This is a genomic window from Streptomyces sp. A2-16 (genome assembly GCF_018128905.1).
Classification (GTDB): domain Bacteria; phylum Actinomycetota; class Actinomycetes; order Streptomycetales; family Streptomycetaceae; genus Streptomyces.
In genome coordinates, this window is the sequence record NZ_CP063808.1 from 6,494,766 (window position 1) to 6,508,117 (window position 13,352).

Annotated in this window: 18 protein-coding genes; 6 read left to right on the forward strand and 12 right to left on the reverse strand. The window is 71.8% G+C overall.

The window, feature by feature from the left end; all coding sequences use genetic code 11:
* From IOD14_RS29140 to IOD14_RS29155, 4 genes are all read right to left on the reverse strand, one after another.
* A complete protein-coding gene (locus IOD14_RS29140; RefSeq protein WP_123987787.1) occupies positions 1 to 765 on the reverse strand; it encodes an SDR family oxidoreductase in 765 nt (254 codons plus the stop codon).
* 12 nt (positions 766 to 777) lie between these two features.
* Positions 778 to 1,539 carry a 3-oxoacyl-ACP reductase FabG gene (gene fabG, locus IOD14_RS29145; RefSeq protein ID WP_123987788.1) on the reverse strand — a complete coding sequence of 254 codons (762 nt, stop codon included), beginning with the start codon at positions 1,537 to 1,539 and terminating at the stop codon, positions 778 to 780.
* 132 nt (positions 1,540 to 1,671) lie between these two features.
* A complete protein-coding gene (locus tag IOD14_RS29150) occupies positions 1,672 to 2,121 on the reverse strand; it encodes a DUF3037 domain-containing protein (protein WP_123987789.1) in 450 nt (149 codons plus the stop codon).
* Positions 2,118 to 2,882 carry a HipA family kinase gene (locus IOD14_RS29155; protein WP_123987790.1) on the reverse strand — a complete coding sequence of 255 codons (765 nt, stop codon included), beginning with the start codon at positions 2,880 to 2,882 and terminating at the stop codon, positions 2,118 to 2,120. The genes IOD14_RS29150 and IOD14_RS29155 overlap by 4 nt, the downstream gene beginning before the upstream one ends.
* Positions 2,883 to 2,973: 91 nt before the next feature.
* On the opposite strand from IOD14_RS29155, the gene IOD14_RS29160 reads away from it, so the two are divergent.
* On the forward strand, positions 2,974 to 3,411 hold the full coding sequence (locus IOD14_RS29160) for a Rieske (2Fe-2S) protein (RefSeq protein ID WP_123987791.1): 438 nt from the start codon (positions 2,974 to 2,976) through the stop codon (positions 3,409 to 3,411).
* Positions 3,412 to 3,415: 4 nt separating this feature from the next.
* Here IOD14_RS29160 and IOD14_RS29165 read toward each other — a convergent pair whose 3' ends face one another.
* A complete protein-coding gene (locus tag IOD14_RS29165) occupies positions 3,416 to 4,057 on the reverse strand; it encodes a cysteine hydrolase (RefSeq protein WP_212671969.1) in 642 nt (213 codons plus the stop codon).
* Between the two features lie 138 nt (positions 4,058 to 4,195).
* Between IOD14_RS29165 and IOD14_RS29170 the strand changes: the two genes are divergently transcribed.
* On the forward strand, positions 4,196 to 4,663 hold the full coding sequence (locus tag IOD14_RS29170; RefSeq protein WP_123987793.1) for a pyridoxamine 5'-phosphate oxidase family protein: 468 nt from the start codon (positions 4,196 to 4,198) through the stop codon (positions 4,661 to 4,663).
* Between the two features lies 1 nt (position 4,664).
* Here IOD14_RS29170 and IOD14_RS29175 read toward each other — a convergent pair whose 3' ends face one another.
* Together IOD14_RS29175 and IOD14_RS29180 are read right to left on the reverse strand one after the other, a co-directional pair.
* Positions 4,665 to 5,567: a LysR family transcriptional regulator gene (locus tag IOD14_RS29175; RefSeq protein ID WP_123987794.1), complete on the reverse strand. Its 903-nt coding sequence runs from the start codon at positions 5,565 to 5,567 to the stop codon at positions 4,665 to 4,667.
* A 63-nt stretch (positions 5,568 to 5,630) separates the two neighbouring features.
* Positions 5,631 to 6,962, reverse strand: coding sequence for an aminotransferase class I/II-fold pyridoxal phosphate-dependent enzyme (locus IOD14_RS29180; RefSeq protein WP_212671970.1), 1,332 nt, complete (start codon positions 6,960 to 6,962; stop codon positions 5,631 to 5,633).
* Positions 6,963 to 6,997: 35 nt separating this feature from the next.
* Between IOD14_RS29180 and IOD14_RS29185 the strand changes: the two genes are divergently transcribed.
* Together IOD14_RS29185 and IOD14_RS29190 are read left to right on the forward strand one after the other, a co-directional pair.
* Positions 6,998 to 7,681, forward strand: a complete 684-nt coding sequence (locus IOD14_RS29185; protein ID WP_212671971.1) for a pyridoxamine 5'-phosphate oxidase family protein — start codon at positions 6,998 to 7,000, stop codon at positions 7,679 to 7,681.
* Positions 7,681 to 8,313, forward strand: coding sequence for an FMN-binding negative transcriptional regulator (locus IOD14_RS29190; protein ID WP_212671972.1), 633 nt, complete (start codon positions 7,681 to 7,683; stop codon positions 8,311 to 8,313). Before IOD14_RS29185 ends, IOD14_RS29190 begins: the two co-directional genes overlap by 1 nt.
* Before the next feature lie 38 nt (positions 8,314 to 8,351).
* On the opposite strand, the gene IOD14_RS29195 is transcribed toward IOD14_RS29190, so the two are convergent.
* The 3 genes from IOD14_RS29195 to IOD14_RS29205 form a co-directional block, all read right to left on the reverse strand.
* Complete coding sequence (locus IOD14_RS29195; protein WP_212671973.1) at positions 8,352 to 9,263, reverse strand: DMT family transporter; 912 nt, start codon at positions 9,261 to 9,263, stop codon at positions 8,352 to 8,354.
* Between the two features lie 192 nt (positions 9,264 to 9,455).
* The gene (locus IOD14_RS29200) at positions 9,456 to 10,478 is read right to left on the reverse strand and encodes a DMT family transporter (protein WP_212671974.1); all 1,023 of its coding nucleotides are present in this window, start codon (positions 10,476 to 10,478) and stop codon (positions 9,456 to 9,458) included.
* A gap of 52 nt (positions 10,479 to 10,530) precedes the next feature.
* Positions 10,531 to 11,100, reverse strand: coding sequence for a Clp protease N-terminal domain-containing protein (locus IOD14_RS29205; protein ID WP_123987799.1), 570 nt, complete (start codon positions 11,098 to 11,100; stop codon positions 10,531 to 10,533).
* A 198-nt stretch (positions 11,101 to 11,298) separates the two neighbouring features.
* On the opposite strand from IOD14_RS29205, the gene IOD14_RS29210 reads away from it, so the two are divergent.
* On the forward strand, positions 11,299 to 11,487 hold the full coding sequence (locus tag IOD14_RS29210; RefSeq protein ID WP_174269018.1) for a hypothetical protein: 189 nt from the start codon (positions 11,299 to 11,301) through the stop codon (positions 11,485 to 11,487).
* Between the two features lie 152 nt (positions 11,488 to 11,639).
* Positions 11,640 to 12,068 (forward strand): SRPBCC family protein, encoded by a 429-nt coding sequence (locus IOD14_RS29215; protein ID WP_212671975.1) that lies wholly within the window; start codon positions 11,640 to 11,642, stop codon positions 12,066 to 12,068.
* A gap of 68 nt (positions 12,069 to 12,136) precedes the next feature.
* On the opposite strand, the gene IOD14_RS29220 is transcribed toward IOD14_RS29215, so the two are convergent.
* A complete protein-coding gene (locus IOD14_RS29220; protein ID WP_123987801.1) occupies positions 12,137 to 12,760 on the reverse strand; it encodes a PadR family transcriptional regulator in 624 nt (207 codons plus the stop codon).
* A gap of 249 nt (positions 12,761 to 13,009) precedes the next feature.
* Positions 13,010 to 13,303 (reverse strand): DUF1330 domain-containing protein, encoded by a 294-nt coding sequence (locus IOD14_RS29225; protein WP_123987802.1) that lies wholly within the window; start codon positions 13,301 to 13,303, stop codon positions 13,010 to 13,012.
* Between the last annotated feature and the right edge of the window lie 49 nt (positions 13,304 to 13,352).

A 13,352-nucleotide genomic window follows, 5' to 3' on the forward strand; every position in this document is an offset into this window, starting at 1 on the left:
TCAGCCCACGCCGGCGTTGAGGAAGATGCCGCCGTCGACGACGAGCGTCTGGCCGGTGACCCAGTCGGACTGCGACGAGGTGAGGAAGGCCGCGGCGCCGCCGATGTCGGAGGGCACCCCGAGCCGGGCCAGCGGGTAGGACGCCGCCGCTTCCGCCTCGCGGCCCTCGTACAGGGCCGACGCGAACTTGGTCTTCACGACGGCCGGGGCGATCGCGTTGACCCGCACCCCGGGCGCGAACTCGTGCGCGAGCTGCTGGGTGAGGTTGATCAGCGCGGCCTTGCTGACGCCGTAGGCGGCGATGAAGGGCGAGGGCGCGAGGCCCGCGACGGAGGCGATGTTGACGATCGCGCCGCCGTTGTCCTTCTGCCAGGCGTGCCAGGTCTTCTGGGCGAAGCCGAGCGCGGAGATCACATTGGTCTCGAAGACCTTGCGCGCCACGTTCAGGTCGAGGTCGGCGATCGGCCCGAACACCGGGTTGGTACCGGCGTTGTTGATCAGGTAGTCGACGCGGCCGAAGGCCTCCATGGCGCGCTCGACGGCGACCCTCTGGTGCTCCTCGTCGTGCGCCTTGCCGGCGACGTAGAGGGCGCGTTCGGCGCCGAGCTGCTCGACGGCCTCCTTGAGCGCGTCCTCGGTGCGGCCGGTGATGACCACCCGGTCACCGCGCGCGACGAGGGCCTCGGCGACGCCGTAGCCGATACCGCGGCTGGCGCCCGTGATGAGCGCGACCTTGCCCGAAAGCTCGGGGAGTTGCGAAGTCATGGTCCCGTTTCCCTAGTCGAGCGGTCCGCCGGCGACGTACAGCACCTGGCCGGAGACGAATCCGGCCGCCTCGCCGGTGAAGAAGGCGATGGCGTTGGCGATGTCGTCGGGCTCGCCCACGCGCGCGACCGGGATCTGGGTGGCGGCCGCGGCCTTGAACTCCTCGAAGCCCATGCCGACGCGCTGGGCGGTCGCGGCGGTCATGTCGGTGGCGATGAAGCCGGGGGCGACCGCGTTGGCGGTGATGCCGAACTTGCCCAGCTCGATGGCGAGGGTCTTGGTGAACCCCTGAAGACCGGCCTTGGCGGCGGAGTAGTTGGCCTGGCCGCGGTTGCCGAGCGCCGAGGAGGAGGACAGGTTGACCACGCGGCCGAAGCCGGCGTCGACCATGTGCTTCTGGACGGCCTTCGTCATCAGGAAGGAGCCGCGCAGGTGGACGTTGAGGACGGTGTCCCAGTCCGAGACGCTCATCTTGAACAGCAGGTTGTCGCGGAGCACGCCCGCGTTGTTGACGAGGATCGTCGGGGCGCCGAGCTCGGCGACGACCCGTGCGACGGCCGCCTCGACCTGGGCTTCGTCGGAGACGTCGGCGCCTACGGCGATCGCCTTGCCGCCGGCCGCGGTGATCTTCTCCACGGTGTCCTTGCAGGCGGCCTCGTCGAGGTCGATCACGGCGACCGCGCGCCCTTCGGCCGCCAGTCGTACGGCGGTGGCGGCGCCGATGCCGCGCGCGGCACCGGTGACGACGGCTACCCGCTGCTCAGTGGTGGACATTGCTGATTCTCCTCGCCCTTGAGAACGTTCGGCCCGACCGGGTCGGTGAGCGACCGCTTAGTACCTTCGGCAGACGTGACGCTAGAAGCCCTGGCACGCGGTGTCAACGTCCCACGGGACCGGTGTGATCCATTACCTCACCAGCAGGTCGAGCAGGCGCTCCGGCTCGGCCGCCGGATCCAGGGTGAGTCCGGTGTGCACGGGGCCCGGCTGGACGACCGTGGAGCGGGGGGCGACGAGCCACCGGAAGCGGCGTCCGGCGTCGTCCCGCGCGGCCGGTCCGGCGGCCTCCCGGCCCTCGCAGACCGCCTCGACGGCCCGCAGAGCGGCCCGGACACCGGCCGCGTCCGCGTCCGGGTCGAGCGCCCGCAGCCGGTCCTCGTCGAGGTGGGTGCGCACGCCGACGTAGGCCTTGGCACGGCAGTACACGAGCACTCCGGCGTTGATGCACTCGCCGCGCTCGATCCGGGGGACGACCCGCAGCAGGACGTACTCGAAGACGTCACGCTCGCTGCTGCGGCCTCCCCTGATGACATGGCGCTCGACCACGCTTCCGGCCATGTGGATGTGGCGCTCGCTCACTTGTCCCCCTCGATGCCGGTGATGCGTTCGTGGACCGCGGCGGCCCGCAGCAGCAGGGGCCGGGCGTACGCCCTTCTGAGCTCGTCCGGGGTGTCGAAGCCGGGCTCGTCCGCCAGCCAGGCGTCCGGGATCTCGGCGGTGACCTCCGCGAGCAGGTCCTCGGTGACCCGGGGGGCGAGGTCGGCGGCGGCCGCGGCGACCTCCGGAGCGAAGGGCGCGAGGACGTGGTCCGAGGCGTCGTAGGGACGGGCGGCCGACTTCTCGGCGCCGGGCCAGTTGTGCTGCCAGATCATGGTCGCGCCGTGGTCGATGAGCCACACCTCGCGCTTCCACCACAGCAGGTTGGGGTTGCGCCAGGAGCGGTCGACGTTGTTGACCAGCGCGTCGAACCAGACGATCCGGCCGGCCTCCGCCGGGTCCACCGGGAAGGCGAGCGGGTCGAAGCCGAGCGCTCCGGAGAGGAAGTCCATGCCGAGATTGGTGCCGCCGCTGGACCTCAGCAGCTCCTGCACCCGCTCGTCGGGCTCACCGAGCCCGAGGTCGGGGTCGAGGTCGAGGGTCAGCAGCCGGGGCACCCGGAAGCCGAGCCGGCGGGCGAGCTCCCCGGCCACCACCTCGGCGACCAGCGTCTTGCGGCCCTGTCCCGCGCCGGTGAACTTGATGACGTACGTCCCGCGGTCGTCGGCCTCGACGAGCCCCGGCAGCGAGCCACCCTCACGCAGGGGCGTGATGTAGCGGGTCGCGATGGCTTCCTTGAGCATCGCCCCAGGTTACTGGGGGGTGTCTGAACAACCCGCACTCCGGGCCCGTACCTCAGGGCAGTTCGGAGATTCCGTGGAAGGGGACGTCAGCATGGCCAGCGAATCGATTCATCCCGCATCGGCCCCCAGTCGTCGGGTCGTCGTCGCGGCGGTCGGCGCGGCAGGACTCGCCCTCACCTTGAACGCGTGCGGGTCGGAGGACGACTCCTCGTCATCGTCGTCGTCGGACACTGCCGCCGGCGGCAGTGTCCTCGCCAAGACCTCGGACATCCCCGAGGGCGGCGGCAAGATCTTCAAGGACTCGGGCGTGGTGGTCACCCAGCCCACGGCGGGCGAGTTCAAGGCGTTCTCGTCGAAGTGCACCCACCAGGGCTGCGCGGTGACGGGGATCACCGACGGGGTCATCACCTGTCCGTGCCACAAGAGCGAGTTCTCGGTGGCCGACGGCAGCGTGAAGAAGGGTCCGGCGACCCAGCCGCTGCCCGAGGAGAAGATCACCGTCAGCGGCGACTCGATCACGCTCGCATGAGATGTCAGGCACCGCGCGACCGTTTGAGGCAGCCCAGCACCTCGTCCGTGGTCGCGAGGGTGGCGACGAGGGCGAGCGTGTGACGGATCATCGCCGGGGTGTAGTCGGAGGGCACCCCGGCGACGGCGTCGGTCACCACCAGGGCGGTGTAGCCACGGTTGACGGCGTCGAACACGGCGTTGGGGACAGCCACGTTGGCGGAGACCCCGGTCACGACCAGGGTGCGGCAGCCGAGGTTGCGCAGCAGCGCGTCGACCTCGGTGCCCTGGATCGGTGACAGGCCGTGCAGCCGCCGTACGACGAAGTCCTCCTCGCTCACCTCGATCGGGGCCGCCACCCGCACCGCGGTGGTCCCGGTCAGCTGTTGGACGGGCAGGCGCTCGGCGGCGCGGAAGAGACGGGCGTTGCGGTTGGCGCCGCGCCCGTCCGGACGGCGTTCGGCGATCGCGTGGATCACCTGGACCCCGCTCTCGTGGGCAGCGGCGACCAGTCGGGCGACGTTGGAGAGAGCGCCCGAGGCCCTTGCCTCACGGGCGAGTTCGGGCAGGGCGCTGTCCGGTCCGACGACGCCCTGCTGGCACTCGACGGTGAGCAGGACCGTGTGCTCGGGAGCCAGCAGCTCGCTGAGTTGTTCGTACGACGGCACGGTTCCCCCTCGTCGCAGGTGGTCCGGAGCCGGTGACAGTAGCCACCATTGCGTGCGGACGGAAGACGACCCATCCTTTTCTGACGTGATGTCAGAGGATCTCTCCTCTGACACGACGTGAGAGAAAGAGGGGGATGCATGACCGTCACTCAGCGCCGGGGCCGGAAGATCATGATGACGCCGGGAGAGCTGGACGAGTTCCTCACCAGCCAGCGCACCTGCCGGGTCGCCACCGTGTCCGGGGACGGCGCGCCGCACGTGAGCACGCTGTGGTTCGCCTGGGACGGCACGTCGATGTGGCTGTACTCCGTCGTGCGCAGCAAGCGCTGGACGGATCTGCGGCGCGATCCGCGGGTCGCCATCGTGGTCGACACGGGTGAGGAGTACGACGAACTGCGCGGCGTGGAGCTGTCCGGGACCGTGGACTTCGTGGGCGAGGCCCCGCGCACCGGAGAGCTCCGCGCCGAACTCGACGTCCCCGAGACGCTGTTCGCCCGCAAGAACTTCCGCCTGGAGGAGATGCCGCACGACGGACGGCACGCGTGGATACGGCTGACCCCGGAGAAGATCGTCTCCTGGGACTTCCGCAAGCTGGGCTCGGCCTGACTCAGACGGCTTTGTTCGCCGCCGACTTCAGCGCCTCGACCGCTGCCCGGATCGACGGGCGGCGGTCCGCGTCCGCACGCCACACGGCGTAGATGTGCCGGCTGACCGACTGCCGCAGGGGCACGGTCCGCACACCCTCCGGTACCGGTCCGCGTCCGAGCCGGGGTGCCACGCACACGCCCAGTCCCGCGCCGACCAGGGCGAGTTGGGTCGCGTGCTCCTCCGCGCGGTGCGCGACGCGCGGTTCGATGCCCTTGGAGCGCAGGGTGTGCATCAGCCACTCGTGGCAGAACTCGTTCTCGCCCCAGGTGACCCAGTCGTCGTCGGCGAAGTCCTCCAGTTCGACCTCGTCTCGGTGTGCGAGGCGGTGGTTCGTGGGCATCGCCACGTCGGCCGTGTCGTCCACGATCGAGGCCTTCACCAGTCCGTCGGGCATGGGCAGCGGCTTGTTGTACCAGTCCAGGACGACCGCGAGGTCGCGGTCGCCGCGGAGCACGGCGAGGACCGCGGGTTCCGGCTCCATCTCGCGCGAGCCGATCCGCAGGCCCGGATGCGCCGACCGCAGCCCGGCGATCGCGGCCGGGAACAGCCCGCGCGCCGCCGTCGGGAAGGCTGCGAGCCGCAACTCCCCCACCACCTGGCCGCGTTGGGCCTCGAGATCGGACTGGGCGAGTTCCACCTGGGACAGGATGCGGGCCGCGTGATCGGCGAGGAGCCGCCCGGCGTCGGTGAGCCGCACCCCCCGGCCGTTCTTGGCGAGAAGCTGCTGGCCGACCTCGCGCTCCAGCTTGGACAGCTGCTGCGAGACGGCCGAGGTCGTGATGTGCAGGCCCTCCGCCGCACCACTGACCGAGCCGTGCCGGGCGAGGGCGTCGAGGGTGCGCAGGCGCTCCAGGTTCAACACATAAGCAATGCTACGAGATGTCACACCCGATAGGTCGCTCGCGCTACGAGAATCACGTGGCCCTCAGACGTGATTCCTGGTGGGTGCCGGACCCAGGGCCCCCGCGATCGCGTCCGCCAGGGCCGTCGCCTCCTGTGCCGTCAAGGTCGCCACCGTCACCCGGATCCCCTGCGGAGCGCTCATCCTGAAGCGGGCTCCCGGAGCCACCGCCCAGCCCGCGTGCAGGAGGCGGGAGACCGCGCCCGTCTCGTCCGGGACCGGGATCCACACGTTGAGGCCGCTGCACCCGTGGGCCTCGACTCCGCGCTCCGCCAGGGCGCCGATCAGCCGGTCGCGGCGCTCGCGGTAGGCGTCCGCCACCTTCCTGATGTCCAGCACGCCGTCCGCCCACAGCTCCACCACCGCCCGCTGGATGATGCGGCTGACCCAGCCGGGACCAAGGCGGTGGCGGCCGTGGACGCGGTCGACGGTGACCTCGTCGCCGGTGAGGACGGCCAGGCGCAGATCGGGGCCGTAGGCCTTGGCCACCGAGCGGACGAAGGCCCAGTGGCGGGTGACCCCGGCCAGGGGGTGCAGGGGCAGGTCGACGATTCCGTGGCCGTGGTCGTCCTCGACGAGCAGGACCTCCGGGTGGTCCCCGAGGACCGCGCGCAGGGCACGCGCACGCGTGGCGGTCACCGAGGCGCCGGTCGGGTTCTGGGCCCGGTCGGTGACGATCAGGGCTCTGGCGCCCGACTCCAGGGCGCGGCGCACGTCCTCGACCAGGGGTCCCTCGTCGTCGACGCCCACCGGGACGACCCGCAGGCCCAGCGCCGGGACCAGGTCCAGGAGGCTGCCCCAGCCGGGGTCCTCCACGGCGACCGTGTCGCCGGGCTTGAGGTGGGCGGCCAGGACGCGCTCGATCACGTCGAGGGAACCGGAGGCGACGGCCAGGGGGCCGGCCGGGACGCCGTCCGCGTCCAGCGCTCCGCGCGCCAGGCGGGCCAGCTCCGGGTCCACGGTCTCCCCTCCGTACAGGACCGGTTCCCGGTCGCCCTGTTCCGCGGCGGCCGCGAAGGCCGGTGCCAGCGGGGGCAGCAGCGCCGGGTCCGGGTTGCCGTTCGCCACGTCCCGCACACCCTCCGGGACCTCCACCCGGATGTACTCGCGTCCCGTGGTCGCCGGCTTCGACCGCACCCTGCTGCCTCTGCGCCCGGCGGTCTCGATGACCCCGCGTTCCCGCAGGGTGCGGTACGCGGCCGCGACCGTATTGGGATTCACGCTCAGCTCGGCCGCCAACTCCCGCATGGGAGGCAGCAGTTGTCCGGGCTCCAGCTCTCCGGAACCCACCGCGCGCTCGACGCTCGCCGCAATCTCCGATGCGCGCCGGCCTTCGATCCGATATTCTCCTAGCACAAAGAAGATTATGCACTAGTGCAATGGAGACCGCAATGCAGGGGACCACCGCGACCACGCCGGAGCCGACCGCCTACGCACCGACCGACCGCACCGTCCCGACGCGCTCCGCCGACCGGGCCTCGTACGACAGGGACCTGGTGCACTCGATACTCGACGAGGGCTACGTCTGCCACCTCGGCTTCGTCCGCGACGGCGCCCCGGTGGTACTGCCCACGCTGTACGGCCGGGTGGGCGAGCGGCTCTACGTCCACGGCTCGACCGGTTCGCGCCCGCTGCGGATGACCGGCCAGGCGGACCCCGGGCTGCCGGTGTGCCTGACGGTCACGCATGTCGACGCGCTGATCCTGGCCCGCTCGGCCTTCCACCACTCGATCAACTACCGGTCGGTGGTGGTGCACGGGCTCGCGTACGACGTCACGGACCCCGAGGAGAAGCGTCTCGCCCTCGACGCCCTGGTCGACCATGTGGTCCCCGGGCGCGCCGTCGACTCCCGCCCTGCCAACAAGAAGGAACTCGCCGCCACCGCCGTCATCCGCCTCGACCTCGGCGAGGTCTCCGCGAAGCTCCGCACCGGCGGCGTCAACGACGAGCCCGAGGACCTCGCCCTCCCCCACTGGGCCGGTGTGGTCCCGCTGCACAAGGGCTACGGCACCCCGGTCGCCGACGGCGATCTGGCGCCCGGCACCGAGCTCCCGGACTACCTGGCGGTGCTGTGATGCTGATCCACCCCTGGGACGCGGTCCGCGACGACGCCGAGTGGCAACAGTGGCTCGCCGTCCACGATTTCGGGCAGCTGGCCGTCAACGGCCCTGCGGGCGAGCCGCCGTTCGTCCAGCCGCTGCACTTCGCCTACGACCCGGCGCGGGGCGAGGCCCTCACCCACCTCGCGCGGCCGAACCCGCTGTGGGGTGCGCTGGAGGCGAGTCCGGACTGCTTGCTGAGCGTCGTCGACGACTACGCGTACATCCCGGGCCCGTGGCAGGCCGACCCGGAGGGCCCCGCCGAGCACGGCACGCCCACGAGTTTCTACGCGGCGGTCCAACTGCGGTGCCGGGCCCATCTGGTGGACGACCCGGCCGAGAAGGCCGTACTCCTGAACCACCAGCTCGGCCACTTCCAGCCCGAGGGCGGCTCCGCGGCGGTGGCGGTGGGCGAGGCGCCGTACGGACGGATGCTGTCGGGGATTCGCGGGCTGCGGCTCGAAGTGACCGCCGTACGGGCGAAGTTCAAGTACGCCGGCAAGCGCACCTCCGAGGTGCGGGACCGGATCGCGGACAGGCTGGCGGACCGGGGCGGCCCGGGGGACGCGGCGGCACGCGAGCACCTGCTGCGGCGGCAAGGCGCCTGAGCGGAGGGGCCCTTCACGGTGAAGGGCCCCTCCGCCCGTCAGGCGGGCACTCGCGTCTCCGTCACCGCGAGCCCCGCGACCGCGCCCAGCATCAGCAGGGTGCCGATGAGGACGGCCGGGGTGAGGCGCTCGCCGAACAGCACGACGGCCAGCCCTGCCGCGCTCACCGGTTCGAGCAGCATGATCACGGAGACGGTGGTGGAGCGGACGACCGCGGCGGCCGCGAAGTAGAGGGCGTAGGCGAGGGCCGTCGGGACGGTCGCCAGGTAGGCCAACAGGGCCAGGAGCAGGGCGGGTCGGGCCGTGTGCGGGAGCAGTCCCTCGGCCAGTGCGAGGGGCAGCAGACACAGGCTGGTGACCGCGAACACCGCCACGGACGTTCCGGAGGACTCCGCCCTGGCGGCTCGCGTGATCAGGGTCATCACACAGCAGCCCGCCGCCGAGAGCAGCCCGAGCAGCACGCCCAGGGGATGTACCGACGCCTCCGCACCCCCCAGCATCAGCACGGCGAGTCCGGCGAGCGCCCCGGCGACGGCGACGGCTCCGCCCCGTCCGAGCCGTTCTCCCAGGGCGATACGTGCCCCGAGCGCGATGAGGACGGGTCCCGCGCCCAGGGTGACGACGGTGGCCACGGCGAGCCCGGTGGACCGTACGGCCGCGAAGTAGGCCGTCTGGAACACCGCGAGCGCGACACCCGAGGCGCCGACCCTCAGGGCCCTGCGGCTGAGCGGTTCCGAGACGGCCGTACGCGCGCGTGGCCGGAGGGGACGGACGGCGAGCAGCACCGCCAGCCCGGCCGCGCAGCGCCAGAAGGACAGGGACACCGGGCCCAGGTCACTGGTCCGGTAGGCCACGGAGGCGACCGCCCCCGCGGTGCCCCAGGTGACACCGGCGACGATCAGATAGACGAGGCCTCGCCCGACGGGCAGGCCTGAGGAAGCATGCGACACGTGTTCTCTCCGCAGTCGCGCGAAAGCGCGGAAGTTCGGAAGAGGACGCCCGCCCGGCGGCGGGGTCCGCGGACTTCGTCTGCGGGCAGCACCGTTCGGCCCGGCGGCATGGCCGGGCGCGGTGTCCGGAGGGCCCGCCTCAGGCGGCGGGCGGAGAGACGATGCGTGTCTGCGTGTGCATGATCCGGGAGCCTAGGCGGCGTTTTCCCGGGCGGACAACCGACTTTCGGCGCCGCCGGCCGCGACCGGCTCCGCGGACCCCTTGGCCGGGGTCGAGGACTGCGCGATGAAGGCGCCCAGCAGGACCACCGCGCCGCCCACGATCTGCGGCGCCGAGAGGTGCTCGCCGAGCAGCACCCAGGCGAGGACGGTCGCGACGACCGCTTCCAGGCAGGCCACCACCCCGGCTATCGCGGGCGAGAGCCTGCGCACCGAGACCACGCCGGTGACGTAGGCGAGGACGGTGGCGACGAGGACGATCCAGCCGAGCAGCAGTCCGGCCGCGACCGGGGTGCCGTTCATGTCGGCGCGCTCGCCGAGGACGGAGAAGTCCATGGTCCACGGGCGGGCCACGACGGTCAGGACGGCGGTGCCGACGAGCAGGCCGTACGCGATCACGCCGAGCGGGTCCGGCACCTCGCCGGAGTCGCTGCCCTGGTCGGACAGGACGAAGTAGCCGACCTGGCAGCAGGCCGCGCCGAGCGCGAGGAGCAGTCCGAGGGCGTCGAAGCTCAGGCCCGACCAGACCTCGACGACACAGGCGAGCCCGCCGACCGCGAGGACCACCCCGAGCGCGGCGGCGCGGGTGACCGGCCGCCGCTGCACGAACCGCACCCAGCCGAGCACCAGGGCCGGGGCGAGGTACTCGACGAGCAGGGCGACACCGACGGGGATCCGGGAGATCGACGCGAAGTAGAAGGCCTGCACGCCCGCCACACCCAGCAGCCCGAAACCGGCGAGCAGGGCGGGACGGCTGCGCAGCAGCGCGCGATGGCGGACGGCGAGCGGCAGCATCACCAGGGCGGCGCCCGCGACCCGCAGCCACACCACGTGGAGCGGATCGAGGCCCGCCTCGATCAACGGCTTGGCCGCGACCCCGGATCCGCCGAAGGCGAGCGCGGACACCAGCGCGAGACCGAGACCGACGCCCTTGCCGTCACCGGAACCGACTCCCTTGCCGTCTCCGGCCGCCCTGCTGCTCTCAGACGTATGCACCGGCCCATGATGACAGGGGACGACATGAGCGTCACCCCCGTTGACTCCTGTCTCAGCGGCTGGACCGCGGGGGGCCGCCCCACAGGCCTTCGGGTTCGCTCGGCTCGTCGACCCGGGCGAGCACCGCCCGGGCGTCGATCCCGGCGCGGGTCAGCACCTCGACGGCCCGGGACCCGGGGTCCACCAGAATGGCCGCGAGCAGGTCGGTCCCGCGGGCGGGTCCGTCGGCACGCCGTTCGGCCCGGGCCCAGGCGTGGTCCATCGCGCCCGCGGCGAGCGGTGAGAATCCCTCGGCCGCCGTGACCACGGGGACGGCGCCGGAGTCCTCGACGGTGCCCTGCCAGCGCAGTCCGTAGCCGATGCTGCGCTGCACGAGATAGCCGAGGAGCCGCGGCAGCTGGGGTTCCGCCTCGAGGACGGCGTACGCCTCGGCGTCGGCGTCGAGGAGCGAGTGCAGCAGATGCGCCGTGTCGATCTGCCGGTCCCCGTCCCTCAGCGCGCGCCTGCGGGCGCCGGACACCACCGCTGTCAGTTCCGCGCTGAGCCTGACATCGTCGTCCGGACTGACCGGCGGCGGACCGCTCGGTTCGCGGGCCGACTGCCGGGGGATACGGGGGTGCACATCCCCCACCCCATCAGTCCCCACCGAATCGGCACATCCTCGAAGGGAAGCATCTTCGCGTCCCACGGAGAGCGGACCCCGGGGCCGGAATCTCCTCCTTGCGGATGACATCACGCCTTTCCGGGCCGGTGGGCGCGCGCCGCCTTGCCATGCGCCCCTCGCGCAACCACCCCGCGACGCCGTTCGTCCCACACAGGCGTGGAGAGCAGGAGCTGGCTGGTGGCGCTGCCGGCGGTGGACGGCAAGCAGTACGTGTACCGGGTGTACGCCCCGGAGGACGCACTGCTCGCCGACCTGTTCTGGGAGGCGTGGCACTGCCACGACGAGAGTGCGTTCCCGCGCGCGTGGGACCTGTTCGACGCGGCGGTGATACGGCGGGTGGGCTGAGGGCCTGCGAGGCTGGGGGCCTGTGAGTCCGGGAGCCTGCGAGTCCGGGGCCTGAGACCCTCCACGTTTTCTGACGGTTCATCAGTATTGAATGTTGCGCCCCCTGCGGCTACTTTCCGCGACACCACAGCCCGACACGAAGAGGTGGCCGCATGGCGGAAATCAGCGCGGAGGCACGCATCCCGGCGCCCGCGGAGAAGGTCTGGGCCCAGCTCACCGACTGGCCGTCGTACGGGGAGTGGAACGCCACCCACACGAGCTTCCCCAAGGGCGGCCCGACGGTTCTCGAACCGGGCGGGACCTTCCAGGAGAACATGAAGCTGATGGGCTTCCCCGCCGAGGTCGAGTGGACCATCGACCAGGTGGAGCCGGCCCGGCTGTTCGCCATCCGAGGGAAGGGCCCGATGGCGGTGAGCGTGGCCACGCGCTACACCCTGACCCCCGAGGGCGACGCCACCACGGTCCGCATCGACGGCGAGTTCACCGGCGCCGCCGTCTCCCTGATGGCGGGCAAGCTGAAGGACTCGGGGACCGCGGCACTGAACGAGTCTCTGCGCAAGCTGACCGGCCTGGTGACCTGACCCCCGGCACGCACGAAGGCGCCCCGGGAATCCCTTCCCGGGGCGCCTGTCCTGCCGTGGACCTGTGATCAGTCCTCGTCGGCGAGGATGAGGTACAGCTTCTTGCGGGCCTCGTTGATGACGGCGACCGCCTTGTCGCGCTGCTCCTTGCTGCCGGTCTTCCAGACCTGCCCGAACGCCTCCATCAGACCGAAGCCGGCCTGCCGGATCTCACCGAGCGCCTCGAAGTCGATGCCGCGGGAGGCTTCCTCCCAGGGCGCGTCGGGGCCCTCGTCGGCCGCGGTGCGGCCGGCCTCGGTGAGCGAGAACAGCTTCTTGCCGCCCTCGCTCTCGCTGGCGATCAGCCCCTCGTCCTCCAGCAACTGGAGGGTGGGGTACACCGAGCCGGGGCTGGGCTTCCACGCCCCGCCGCTGCGCTCGGCGATCTCCTGGATCATCTCGTAACCGTGCATGGGCCGGTCCTTGAGCAGGGCCAGGATCGAGGCACGCACGTCGCCGCGCCGCGCCCTCCCCCTGGGTCCGCCCCGCCCCCTCGGCCCCCAGGGCCCGGGGCCGAAGCCCGGCCCCCCGAAGCCGGGACCACCGGGACCGCCCGGACCGAAGGGCCCGAAGGCACCTCGCAGGCTCTCGGGACCACCACGGCCCCGACGACCGGCTCCACCATGTCCACGCTCGAATCCGTGGGAACGCATCGCAATCACTCCATTCATCGTTGATCTGTCGCGATGCCTCAACGATATATCGGAACCGATCGCCTGACAAGGCCCTGTCGTAAGTCGCCGGAGCAGGCCGCGGGACCCTGCCGGGTTCGCCGGTACGCGCGCCGCGTGCGAGGCGGCGAGCTGCGAGGCCCCCGCCGCCTTCCGTCAGCCCGTCCTCCGCGAACCTCCGACCCGGGCCCACACGGGGGTGGGCCCGGGCACCACCGTCCGTCTGGTCGGTCAGTCGATGCCTTCGACGATGCGGAAGTCGCGCTCGACGCCGTCGGAGAGGGCGACCAGCGCCTCCTGGTAGGCCGCGCTCTCGTGCGTCGCGACGGCCTGCTCGAAGCTGTCGAACTCGACCAGGACGGTGCGCTCGGCGATTCCGGCGTCATGCGCCACGACCCGACCGCCACGGACGAAGGTCCGACCGCCGCCGGCCTGGACGGCCAGAGCAGCCAGTTCGTTGTATGCAGCCAGTTTCTCGGGGTCCGAAATGGTGCGGTAGACGCTGACCCAGTAGCCCTTGGGCATGGAACCTCCGGTGTGGGGATGAGTGCATCCGACTTACGGGTTGGTCTCG

Bases quoted from the DNA above. Each gene is read 5' to 3' on its own strand.
- IOD14_RS29160 (WP_123987791.1), top strand. From the start codon at position 2,974: ATGGCCAGCGAATCGATTCATCCCGCATCGGCCCCCAGTCGTCGGGTC.
- IOD14_RS29170 (WP_123987793.1), top strand. From the start codon at position 4,196: ATGACCGTCACTCAGCGCCGGGGCCGGAAGATCATGATGACGCCGGGA.
- fabG (WP_123987788.1), bottom strand. From the start codon at position 1,539: ATGTCCACCACTGAGCAGCGGGTAGCCGTCGTCACCGGTGCCGCGCGC.
- IOD14_RS29190 (WP_212671972.1), top strand. From the start codon at position 7,681: ATGCTGATCCACCCCTGGGACGCGGTCCGCGACGACGCCGAGTGGCAA.
- IOD14_RS29215 (WP_212671975.1), top strand. From the start codon at position 11,640: ATGGCGGAAATCAGCGCGGAGGCACGCATCCCGGCGCCCGCGGAGAAG.
- IOD14_RS29155 (WP_123987790.1), bottom strand. From the start codon at position 2,882: ATGCTCAAGGAAGCCATCGCGACCCGCTACATCACGCCCCTGCGTGAG.
- IOD14_RS29140 (WP_123987787.1), bottom strand. From the start codon at position 765: ATGACTTCGCAACTCCCCGAGCTTTCGGGCAAGGTCGCGCTCATCACG.
- IOD14_RS29220 (WP_123987801.1), bottom strand. From the start codon at position 12,760: ATGCGTTCCCACGGATTCGAGCGTGGACATGGTGGAGCCGGTCGTCGG.
- IOD14_RS29185 (WP_212671971.1), top strand. From the start codon at position 6,998: ATGCAGGGGACCACCGCGACCACGCCGGAGCCGACCGCCTACGCACCG.
- IOD14_RS29225 (WP_123987802.1), bottom strand. From the start codon at position 13,303: ATGCCCAAGGGCTACTGGGTCAGCGTCTACCGCACCATTTCGGACCCC.